Annotated in this window: 7 protein-coding genes and 2 rRNA genes; 4 read left to right on the top strand and 5 right to left on the bottom strand. The window is 61.6% G+C overall.

The window, feature by feature from the left end; genetic code table 11:
- Positions 1–17: 17 nt before the first annotated feature.
- Positions 18–2090, bottom strand: a complete 2073-nt coding sequence (locus tag F1609_RS32625; protein WP_167081874.1) for a molybdopterin-containing oxidoreductase family protein — start codon at positions 2088–2090, stop codon at positions 18–20.
- A gap of 152 nt (positions 2091–2242) precedes the next feature.
- On the opposite strand from F1609_RS32625, the gene F1609_RS32630 reads away from it, so the two are divergent.
- Positions 2243–3445, top strand: a complete 1203-nt coding sequence (locus F1609_RS32630; protein WP_167081876.1) for a M20 aminoacylase family protein — start codon at positions 2243–2245, stop codon at positions 3443–3445.
- A 75-nt stretch (positions 3446–3520) separates the two neighbouring features.
- On the opposite strand, the gene F1609_RS32635 is transcribed toward F1609_RS32630, so the two are convergent.
- Positions 3521–4471, bottom strand: a complete 951-nt coding sequence (locus F1609_RS32635; RefSeq protein WP_167081878.1) for an NAD(P)-dependent oxidoreductase — start codon at positions 4469–4471, stop codon at positions 3521–3523.
- Positions 4472–4583: 112 nt separating this feature from the next.
- Between F1609_RS32635 and F1609_RS32640 the strand changes: the two genes are divergently transcribed.
- Positions 4584–5144 (top strand): acyloxyacyl hydrolase, encoded by a 561-nt coding sequence (locus tag F1609_RS32640; protein WP_167081880.1) that lies wholly within the window; start codon positions 4584–4586, stop codon positions 5142–5144.
- A gap of 68 nt (positions 5145–5212) precedes the next feature.
- On the opposite strand, the gene F1609_RS32645 is transcribed toward F1609_RS32640, so the two are convergent.
- Positions 5213–7243, bottom strand: a complete 2031-nt coding sequence (locus F1609_RS32645; protein WP_167081882.1) for an esterase-like activity of phytase family protein — start codon at positions 7241–7243, stop codon at positions 5213–5215.
- A 166-nt stretch (positions 7244–7409) separates the two neighbouring features.
- Here F1609_RS32645 and F1609_RS32650 point away from each other — a divergent pair, with 166 nt between their 5' ends.
- Positions 7410–8600, top strand: a complete 1191-nt coding sequence (locus F1609_RS32650) for a M20/M25/M40 family metallo-hydrolase (protein WP_229422180.1) — start codon at positions 7410–7412, stop codon at positions 8598–8600.
- Positions 8601–8868: 268 nt separating this feature from the next.
- Positions 8869–10461: a M20/M25/M40 family metallo-hydrolase gene (locus tag F1609_RS32655; protein ID WP_167081884.1), complete on the top strand. Its 1593-nt coding sequence runs from the start codon at positions 8869–8871 to the stop codon at positions 10459–10461.
- A 129-nt stretch (positions 10462–10590) separates the two neighbouring features.
- Here F1609_RS32655 and rrf read toward each other — a convergent pair.
- Together rrf and F1609_RS32665 are read right to left on the bottom strand one after the other, a co-directional pair.
- Positions 10591–10703: ribosomal RNA gene (gene rrf, locus F1609_RS32660) — 5S ribosomal RNA — on the bottom strand.
- A 150-nt stretch (positions 10704–10853) separates the two neighbouring features.
- Positions 10854–10928 (bottom strand): 23S ribosomal RNA (locus F1609_RS32665); the annotation flags it as partial.

A 10928-nucleotide genomic window follows, 5' to 3' on the forward strand; every position in this document is an offset into this window, starting at 1 on the left:
TGCACCCCCTTTGGGTTTTAGGCTTTTTCCACCTGGACCAAGGTATCGTAAAACGTCGGCGCGCGGCCCATGTCGGTCAGGCGCTGGCTGGTCACTTCATTGGCATTCTTGCCGTCGCTCGCCAGTTTCTTCCACCATACCGACAGGCCCACCACCAGCCCGGCGCGCGCTTTCGGCGTGACCCGGGCCTTGGCCACGAACGAGCCGCGGTCGTTGAAAATGCGCACCATCTGGCCATGCTCGATGCCGCGCGCGGCGCTGTCGTCGGGATGGATGTCGAGCCGCGGTTCGCCTTCGGTCGCGCGCAGGCTGGTCACGTTCACAAACGTCGAGTTGAGGAAATTGCGCGCCGGTGGGGAAATCATGGCCAGCGGATATTTTGCCGCCAGCGCCGGATTGCTGGCCACCGATTCGTAAGGCGGAATATGCGCCGGCAGCGGGTCGAGGCCGTCGGCCAGCATGCTGGCTGAATAGAATTCGCACTTCCCCGATGGCGTGGGGAAACCGCCTTCGGCGAACGGCGCGGCCGGCATCGCCAGCTTTTGCCAGCCCTTGCGCTTGAGCGATTCCCAATCAAAATGAATCGCGCGCGGATGGCTGGCGTCGAACGATTGCGCGGCGATCTGGTCGTCGGTTTCCTGGAAGCAGGGATCATCGAATCCCATGCGCGCGGCCAGCAGGCGGAAGATTTCGGTGTTGGGCTTGGCTTCGCCGAGCGGCGCGATGGCGGCGTTGTTGGCCATCATGTACAGGTGGCCGTAAGTGCTGTGGGCGTCCACGTGTTCCAGCTGCGTGGTGGCGGGCAGCAAGATGTCGGCGTAGTCGGCGCTGTCGGTCTGGAAATGTTCGAGCACGACGGTGAACAGGTCGTCGCGCGCAAAGCCGCGCATGACCTTGCCGGAATCCGGAGCGATCGCCAGCGGGTTGGCGTTGTACACAATCACGGCTTCGATTTTCGGGCCGAACCCGGCGGATGTGTCGCGCAGCAAGTCGTCGCCGATGGTGGTCATGTTGATGGTGCGTACCGGCTGCTTGAGCAAGTCCGGACGTTGCAGCTTTTGCTTGTTGGTCGGGAACGAGCCCGAGGACGACAGCTGCACCCCGCCGGCCGCATGGCGCCAGGCGCCCACCAGCGCCGGCAGGCAGGTGATGTTGCGTACGGCCATGCCGCCACCGCGCACACGTTGCACACCGTAATTGGTGCGGATCGCCACCGGTTCGCCGCGCCGCGCCGTTTCGCCGTATTCGCGCGCCAGGTTGTCGACTTCTTCGGCGGAAATGCCGCAGGTCTCGGCGACGCGCTCGGGCGGCCATTCGGCCGCGCGCTCTTTGAGTTGCTCGTAGCCCAGGGTGTACCTGGCGATGTAATCGTCGTCGATCAGCTTGTCGCGGATCAGCACGTGCATGAGGCCCAGCGCCAGCGCGGTATCCGTGCCGGGCAGCAGGGCAATGTGCTGGTGGCATTTTTCGGCCGTCAGGGAACGATACGGGTCGATCGCGATCAGGCGCGCGCCCTTGCGCTTGGCTTCCTGGGCGCGCATCCAGAAATGCAGGTTGGAGGCGATCGGGTTGCCGCCCCAGATGATGATCAGTTTGGCATCCTGGAACTGCTCGACATCGGTGCCGATGGTGGCGCCGATGGTGTATTTGTAGCCGGTAAAGCCGGCCGTGGCGCAAATGGTGCGGTCGAGCAAGGACGCGCCGATGTGGTGGAAAAAGCGCGCCGACATCGACTCGCCCTGCACCAGGCCCATGGTGCCGGCGTAGCTGTAGGGCAGGATGGCTTGCGGGGCGCGCGCGGCGATCTCTGTTAACCGGCTGGCAATGGTGTCGATCGCCTCGTCCCAGCTGATCCGTTCGAACTTGCCCTCGCCCTTGTTGCCCACGCGGCGCATGGGATGCAGCAGGCGCTCGGCGTGGTAGGTGCGTTCGGCATAGCGCGAGACCTTGGTGCACAGCACGCCGGCCGTGGTCGGATGGTCGGGGTCGCCTTTGACTTCGGTGGCAACGCCGTCTTCCACGGTGATGAGCAGGGCGCAGGTATCGGGACAGTCGTGCGGGCAGGTGGCCCTCACTTGAGTGGTGGTCATTGCAAGATCCAGGGAAACAGGTGTTGAAACCCTTACTTTATACGATTCCGCGACTGTTGATGAGAAGCAGCTTCGCTCTGGCAGCCTGATGCCCAGAAGGACTACAAAACTGCCACAAATGGGTTAACATTCCCGCATGAGTGGAGAATGATATGAACCTTGTTGAACCGATTATCGCCTTCCAGAGTGCGCTGGAGCAAATCCGGCGCGACCTGCATGCGCATCCGGAATTGTGTTACGAAGAAGTGCGCACCGCCGACGTCGTCGCCGCCCGCCTGACCGAGTGGGGCATTCCCATCGTGCGCGGGCTGGGCCTGACGGGCGTGGTGGGCATCATCCAGAACGGCACGTCGAAGCGCGCCATCGGGCTGCGGGCCGACATGGATGCCTTGCCTATGCAAGAAATCAACAGTTTCGAGCATGCTTCGCGCCATCCGGGCAAGATGCACGCCTGCGGCCACGACGGCCATACGGCCATGCTGCTTGGGGCGGCGCATCATCTGTCAAAACACCGCAATTTCGACGGCACCGTGTACCTGATTTTCCAGCCGGCGGAAGAAGGCGGCGGCGGTGCGCGGCGCATGATGCAGGACGGCCTGTTCGACCAGTTTCCCATGGATGCCGTGTACGGCATGCACAACTGGCCGGGCATGCCGATGGGCACCTTTGGCGTCGTAGCGGGGCCGATGATGGCGTCCAGCAACGAGTTCCGCGTGGTGGTCAAGGGCAAGGGTTGCCATGCGGCCCAGCCGCACCGCGGCGTCGATCCGGTCATGGTGGCGGTGCAGATCGCCCAGTCGTGGCAAACCATCATTTCACGCGAGAAAAGTCCGCTCGATACGGCGGTGTTGTCGATCACGCAAATCCATGCCGGCAGCGCCACCAATGTGATTCCCGACGAAGCGGTGCTGATCGGCACCGTGCGCACGTTTACCACGCCGGTGCTGGACCTGATCGAGCAGCGCATGGGCGAGATTGCCCGGCATTGCGCGGCGGGATTCAATGCCACGGTCGACTTCCAGTTCAAGCGTAACTATCCGCCGCTGGTCAATCATGCGCGCGAAACGGCGTTTGCGGTCGAGGCGATGACGGCTGTGGTGGGGGCCGACAAGGTCAACGCCGACACCGAACCGACCATGGGCGCGGAGGATTTTGCCTTCATGCTGCAGGAAAAGCCGGGGTGTTATGTGTTCATCGGCAATGGCGAGGGCGATCACCGGGCCGGTGGTCATGGGCTGGGGCCGTGCCAGTTGCACAATGCCAGCTACGACTTCAACGATCATCTGTTGCCGATCGGCGCAAGTTACTGGGTGCGGCTGGCGGAGATGCAGCTGGCAGTTCAAGCCGGCGACTGAGCCTGACCACTTTGGCCCCGCCTGCGCGCGCCTGCGCGGGGGCGACGGTGGGCCGGACTCAAGCCGGGTTGGCGCTTACATCGGCGGCAACTGGTCCGGCGCCGTACCCAGGCGCTGGCCGGGATTCATTTTTTCCAGCGCCAGCAGGGCGGCGGCGTGGTCCGCACGCGGAAGGTCGTCGGCAATGCTGCGGTAATTGGCGGTAACGACCGACGTGACCGGCAACACCAGCCCGGCATCGGCGGCGGCCACCAGCACGTTCTGCAAATCCTTGAGCTGGCTCGTGACTTGGCCGCCGGGAATGAAATTGCGGTCCAGCATGCGCTGGCCGTGCAGCTCCAGGATGCGGCTTTCCGCAAATCCTCCCCGAATCGCGCTGCGCACGGCGGCCGGATCGGCGCCGGCGGCCTGGGCCAGCAACAGCGCCTCGGCCACGATGTTCAGCGTGCCCCCAACGATCAACTGATTGCACAATTTGGCCACCTGTCCACTGCCGGCGGGGCCGACCAGGGTCGGCCGTCCCATGGCGCGTAGCACCGGCTCGGCGCTGGCAAAGTCGTCAGGCGCACCGCCGGCCATGATCGCCAGGCTGCCCGCTTGCGCACCTGCAACGCCACCCGACACAGGTGCATCGAGAAAGCGGACTTGATGGGCAGCCAGGCGCGCATGGAAGGCCAGCGCTTCGCCATGCTGGGTGGAACTCATGTCGATCCACAGGGCGCCGGGGAGCAGACTGGGCAGCGCGGCGTCGATCACCTCCCCCACCACGGTGCCGGACGCAAGCATGGAGATGACGATTCCGGCCGCGCATACGGCTGCCTCGATCTCCTCGCAGGGCTGAACACCGGCCGGGCGCAAGGCCTCGGCCTTATCGGGAGAACGGTTCCAGGCGCGTACCGTATAGCCGGCGCCGGCAAGGCGGACAGCCATCGGATGGCCCATCAGGCCGATGCCGAGAAACGCGATGGTAGGGGTAGTCAGGGCGGCCTCCCGGGATGGAAGTGGATGATGGTTTGAGAATGTCATTTTAATAAAATGCGCGCACGCGTGATCCAAGGCGAGCTTTCCGCTTCGCCGGTACAATAGTGGATACGTTAATCATTATGAATTAGCGTGACTATCTAAGAAAGCCCTAAATATGTCCCTGTTAAACATGAAGCTGAGTGCCTCGCTGGCAGCGCTTGCGGTGATGGCCGCAGCCCCGTGCGCGTTCGCGTCCGACAAAGTTATCGATAACGCCTCGCTGGAAGTCGGCGGCGGCGCCAAGGTCCAGATGGTCCGCTTCGGCGTGCAAAAAGACTGGAGCCAGCGCTGGTTCCAATCGAACGGCACCCACATCAGCGGTTACTGGGACGCCTCGATCGCCCAATGGCGCGGCAATGCGTATCAAAACGTGGATGGCCAACACCAGAACATCACGAATATCGGATTTACACCGGTGTTCCGTTTCCAGGCGGACGATATGACCGGCTGGTATGGCGAGGCGGGCATCGGCCTGAACTTGCTGTCGAAGCGCTATGACAACGATTCGAACCGGCTGTCGACCGCGTTCCAGTTCGGCGACCACCTGGGCGCCGGCTATGTATTCGCCAATCAATGGGATGTGGGCATGAAGATTCAACACTTCTCGAACGGCGGCTACAAGAAGCCCAACAGCGGCGTAAACTTCCTGGTACTGAAGGTATCGCGCGCTTTCTGATGACAGCTGCAGTGCAGACTTGCTGAACGGCGCCCGATGCGAATCGGGCGCCGTTTTGCTTTGGTGGATCAGTAGGACGACAGGGCTTTGTCGAACTTGATCAGCCACAGGCGGCTTGGGCGTTCCTTGTCGGCGCCACGGCCGACGCGGATCTGGTTGGCTTCAACGCAGCCGGCACCGTTGGCGGCAATGATGCCGCCGGCGGCGTTGACGTTGCATTTGGTGACATCGGCCTCAGCCACGGTCTTGCCATCCGGCCCGGTGACGCGGGTGACCATGCCGAAGTCGTTGTCGTTGGTAAGCGCCAGGGTCATCCCGTCGACCAGGGCCAGGCCTTCGGCTTTTTCGGCCAGCCAGCCGATCGCGTTCAGGTCCAGCAGCAAGGTCTTTTTCAGCGGCACCACGCCGGCCCAGCTGGCGCCGTTGACTGCGCTGCCGCTCATGCTGCTTTTTTCCAGGTCGGACGTGTCCGGATTGAAACCTGATGCGAGGATGTTGCTGGCCTCGCCGATCTGGACCAGCATCAAGCTGTTGAACACCTTGCCATTGGCGCCGGCGCCCTGCTCGATGACAATGAATTTGCCCTTGCCCAGCGCGACCATGTCGCCCAGCTTGGCGTTGCCGGTGCGCCCGTCCGCGTAATCCTTGCCGTCGAGCGGATAGGCGAACATGCGGGTGGTCGCGCCGGTGACAGGGTCGAATTCGATCCAGCGCGTAAAGCGGGCGAAGCGTTCCACCTGTTCATTCTTGCCGGTCACGGCGTAGGCCGCCGTGCCGTCGCTGAGCGGGCTTTGCAGGAAAGCGTGGATCTTGTCGCTGGCCGTGTCGAGCGTCATGCCTTCCATGCCGCGGTTGGCGCGGCGCTTGGCGAGAATGACGGGCAAGCCGTTGCCGGGTGCATATTTGGCCTGGATGACGCCGCTGGTGGCGTCAATGCGCGCCAAAAACGGGCCGTACTCGTCGCTGACCCAGAGGGCATTGCGGCGCTGGTCGACGGCGATCGCTTCGCTGTCGATGCCGCCGGCGTTGAACACGGCCTTGCCGGTTGGATCGAACCTCATCGCATCAAATACCGGGATTTCGGCCGAGTTGCCGAGCGATCCGGCCGGGACCGGCAAACCGGATGCGTTTACGCCGGGCGCTGCCTTGATCGGCAGGCTGGAACTCAGGGTGGCGCCGTTCTTGCCGATTGTGAATACGCCGATCGACGGCGTAAAGCTGGGCGAAGGGAAAATCTTGCTGCCCATCGTGCCTTTGCCGTCGAGCGCGGGCAGGTTGGGGCCGTCGCCATTCGGGCCGCGGTCGGTCAGGCCGTAGAATTCAAGGTCGCCGTTGGCGTTCTTGCCCTTGAATGCGAGTCCGGAACCGTAGGAGGGCAGGAAGCCTTGCGGAAACTCCGCCTTCACGGCGGCGTTGGCGCCTTCGTACGGGACGTGGAAATTCGTTGCCGCCCGCACCTGGTAGCGCGTCACGCTGGTGGCGACGGTGCCCAGCGGCGTGGACTGGGTGAATTGCTCGACTGCGGGCGTGCCGACGGTCCCAGCGAGGGTATCTTCGAAATGTTCGCGTGCCAGCATGCGACGGTCGTCGTCGATGCGGCGTTCGCCGTAGGCGCTGCCGGCCAGATGACCCGCCAGCGCGCTGTTAAAGGCGGGCGCGGCCGCATTGAAGTCGAGATTCTTGCCGGCCAGCGCAGCTTTTGCGTCGGCACCGAGCTTGATGCCGTTGGACGGGTCGTTATCCTCGTCGAGCAATTGCAGGGCCAGCAAGCGGTTCACTACCTTGGGGTCGGTCACCTTGCTTACTCCCGAAAGCGATAGCGGCGTCAACAGCGTGCCGCAGCTCGCACTGCCTAATGCCATCCCGCCAATGCTGAAGGCAACTGTTTCGCCGACTATACAGGAGAACTCGCCTTTGGCATTGGTCGTGGCGCGCGCACCGGTGCCGGCAACGTAGTCGAGTCCTTCGACGGCGGCGTCGAGGAAGACACCGGTTTGCGCAGCAGGCGTGGTGTGCACGGTGTCGCTGCTGCCGCCGCAGCCGGCGAGAGCCATGGCAACCGCAGCGGCGATCAGGGAAAGTTGCGGGAGAAACTTCATGCAGGCCTCATTTCGGATGTCGTTCAAAAACGCAAGAGTGTACTGAGCGTGCGTGACCACCGGATGACATAGGCGTTTGACTAAAATCAATCATATCGCGTTTGTAATGAACTTTTACTAAGCAAGCGCAGTAAGCTTTTTCCATCGAGCAGGAGGAGGCTTTGCGATGCGGATACTGATCCTGGCAATGCTGTTGGCGGCGAGTCCACCTGTGCTAGCGCAGAGCAGCTGGCTGACCGTGGACGCGGCGGCTTACCGCCTGTTGAAACCGTCGATGCCGGCCGCGCGCCTGGATGCGGCTCCCAACACGGCCCCGGTGGTGCTGGTGGAAGTGCCGTCCAGCGAACTCAGCCAAGTAGCGCGCCTGCTGCATCAAAAGCTGGGCCATTGCGGCGGCTTCATGCTGCATGCCGACCAGGCCAGTGCGCGACGCAGCCTGGCGCAGGGCGCGGCGGCGCCCTTGGCCGGGCTGGTGCGGCCGAGCTACGTGATCGCCAACCAGGCAAAGGTCACGCCCTTGCTGGTGGGCATGAACGCCAAACAGATCGCCCGCACGATCGCCGGACTGTCCGCCTTTCCCGACCGCTTTTATACCAGTACGCATGGCGCGCGCGCGTCCGAGTGGCTGCGCCAGGGCTGGGCCGCCACCGGCGCACGCCACGGCGGGGTGCTGGTCGAAACCTTTGCCCACACAGGCTTTCCGCAGGGATCGGTGATCGCCACCATCGCCGGCACCGATCTGGCCGACGAAGTGGTCGTGATCGGCGCCCATCTCGATTCGATCAACGCCATGGACGCAACCGGATCGGCGCAGGCGCCCGGCGCCGATGACGACGCGTCCGGCGTGGCCGGCCTGAGCGAAGTGCTGCGCGTGATCAGCGAGAGCAACTACCGGCCGCGCCGCACCATCAAGCTGATCGCTTACGCGGCGGAGGAAGTGGGCCTGCGCGGCTCGCAAGAATTGGCGCGCGCGTTCCGCCAGGCCGGCATCCAGGTGGTCGGGGTGTTGCAGCTGGACATGATTAACTACAAGGGTGCGGAGAAGGATATCTATCTCCTGAACGATTACAGCAGTGCCGACCAGAATACATTCCTGCGTAAATTGATCGCAGCATATTTGCCCGGTTTGTCCGTCGGCAGCGATTCCTGCGGCTATGCCTGCTCGGACCATGCCTCCTGGCACGCAGAAGGCTACCCGGCCTCGATGCCCTTCGAGTCCTCGCTAGCGCAAGCCAATCCGCATATCCACAGCAAGAACGACACTTTCGCCAGCTCAGGCGGGCAAGCCGTGCACGCGCTCAAGTTCGCACGCCTGGCCGCCGCCTTTGTCATTGAGCTCGGCAGTTCCACGCCTTAACGGCTCATGCTCAACGGATACAAACTTGCCGTAAGTCATTGATTTATATATAGATTTACTGTGAACAAATTCCCACAATCCAGTTTGTGCGGTACTTCCGCGTGATAATATTTTTTGCATAGTATGTACAACCATTAAGCAGTTCAGGCATCCGACCGGTACAGCCATTTCGGCTGCATTGTTTTTGGATGAGCGCCGTTTGACCCACAAGTCACGCCATCGCTCGACAAATGGGCTACAACGCCCATCTATAAAAAAGGAAAATCCGATGGAGAACCAAGTGCACCAATTCCAGCGTCGTGCGATGCCTGCCCTGCTTGCGGTCCTGATTTCCGGGCTGCTGGCGACCACCAGTGCCGGCGCCGCCACCCCCGGCAAAGGCTGGATCACGGTGGGCGACACCGCCTACACCCATTTGCAGAAAGTTGCGCCCCAAGCGATTGCGCGCCAGAGTCAGGTTGTGAGGACCAATGACCAGGCCGGGCTCGTCGCTGCGGAGAGGGTTCACCTGGTGCAGGTGAACGAAGAAGAAATGCTGAAGCTGAACGAATCGATCCACCACGAGCTCAAGCGTTGCGGCGGGTACATGTATCACGAGACCGAAGCCGAGGGCAAGCGCGTGCTGGCCAAGCTGGCCTCGCCTCCGAGCGCAGCGACCCTGGCCGCGCTGGCCCGGCCGAGCTATACGATCGACAACCAGGCGCTGGTGACGCCGGTGCTGTCGCAAATGCAGGCCAGTAATATCGGCACAACGATTACCGAACTGTCCTCGTTCACCAACCGCTTTTATACGACCACGGGCGGCTCCGACGCATCCAACTGGCTCAAGCAGAAGTGGGCCGGCATGGCGACCGGCCGCGCCGATATCGCGGTAACGCAATTTACGCATACGGGCTACAACCAGAAATCGGTGATATTGACCATTACTGGAACCGATAATCCGTCCGAGGTGATTGTGCTCGGCGGCCATCTCGATTCCACGATCGGCAATACCGGCGAAACTTCGCGTGCCCCTGGCGCCGACGACGATGCGTCCGGCATTGCCAGCATGACCGAAGTGCTGCGCTCGATGATTGCCAACGGCTACAAGCCGCGGCGCACCATCAAGATGATTGGTTATGCGGCCGAGGAAGTGGGCCTGCGCGGTTCGCAAGCGATTGCCCAGAACTTTAAGGCAAATAATGTGAATGTGGTGGGCGTCATGCAGCTCGACATGACCAACTACAAAGGCTCGGCCAATGATATTTATATCTATACCGATTATACCGACAGTGCGCAGAACACCTTCGTCGGCAATCTGATCACCACCTACCAGCCAACCCTCACCATCGGCTACGACAAGTGCGGATATGGCTGCTCGGATCATGCCTCGTGGACGGCGCAGGGATATTACGCGTCGATGCCTTTCGAAGCGTCGTTCAGTCAGGATAATCCATATATCCATACGGTCAACGATACGTTTGCCAATTCGGGCGGGCAGGCCAATCACTCGCTCAAATTCGCGCGCCTGGCGGCCTCGTTCGCGATTGAACTGGGCAGCGATGGCGCAGCGCCACCGGGCGGTACCGACAAAACCGAAACCTTTACCGGCAGCCTGACCTCGGGCCAGAAGAAAACCTTCGGTCCGTTCAAGGCGGCTATTGGAACGGTAGTGTCGTCAACCACCGGAACGGGCGATACCGATCTGTACGTGCGTAAAACCTCGGTGCCGACCACCACCAGCTACACCTGCAAATCGGATGGCTCGACCAGCACCGAAAACTGCACGGTCAGCATGACGGCCAATGGCGATGTGTATGTGCTGCTCAATGGTTATACGGCGTCGAGCTACACCTTGAAAGTGACGTACAAGCCGCAGTAACCGGCTGTGACCGCGCGAATACCATGTGCCGATTCGCGCGGTATCAATGAACGCTTTCCGGCGGTCTGAAAACGGAAACGCGAACGAAAAAAAACCCCACATTTCTGCGGGGTTTTCTTCTTATAACTAGCCTGACGATGACCTACTTTCACACTGGTTGCAGCACTATCATCGGCGTAAAATCGTTTCACGGTCCTGTTCGGGATGGGAAGGGGTGGTACCGATTTACTATGGTCATCAGGCATAACTTGTACAGGTAGTTGCTCCCAACTGGGCAGCAGTACCTTGAATCTGGAAGAAGTATTGTTTTATTTTGTATTACCTGGGTAGTGATCGTGCGTATCGCACAAAACACAACGCGCATTTCTTATCTCTGCACCTGCTAAGGTTATAGGGACAAGCCGTACGGGCAATTAGTATCAGTTAGCTTAATGCATTACTGCACTTCCACACCTGACCTATCAACG

The sequence above is a fragment of the Massilia aquatica genome (assembly GCF_011682045.1).
Taxonomy (GTDB): Bacteria; Pseudomonadota; Gammaproteobacteria; order Burkholderiales; family Burkholderiaceae_D; genus Telluria_A; species Telluria_A aquatica.

Bases quoted from the DNA above. Each gene is read 5' to 3' on its own strand.
- F1609_RS32635 (WP_167081878.1), bottom strand. From the start codon at position 4,471: ATGACATTCTCAAACCATCATCCACTTCCATCCCGGGAGGCCGCCCTG.
- F1609_RS32640 (WP_167081880.1), top strand. From the start codon at position 4,584: ATGTCCCTGTTAAACATGAAGCTGAGTGCCTCGCTGGCAGCGCTTGCG.
- F1609_RS32630 (WP_167081876.1), top strand. From the start codon at position 2,243: ATGAACCTTGTTGAACCGATTATCGCCTTCCAGAGTGCGCTGGAGCAA.
- F1609_RS32625 (WP_167081874.1), bottom strand. From the start codon at position 2,090: ATGACCACCACTCAAGTGAGGGCCACCTGCCCGCACGACTGTCCCGAT.
- F1609_RS32650 (WP_229422180.1), top strand. From the start codon at position 7,410: ATGCGGATACTGATCCTGGCAATGCTGTTGGCGGCGAGTCCACCTGTG.
- F1609_RS32645 (WP_167081882.1), bottom strand. From the start codon at position 7,243: ATGAAGTTTCTCCCGCAACTTTCCCTGATCGCCGCTGCGGTTGCCATG.
- F1609_RS32655 (WP_167081884.1), top strand. From the start codon at position 8,869: ATGGAGAACCAAGTGCACCAATTCCAGCGTCGTGCGATGCCTGCCCTG.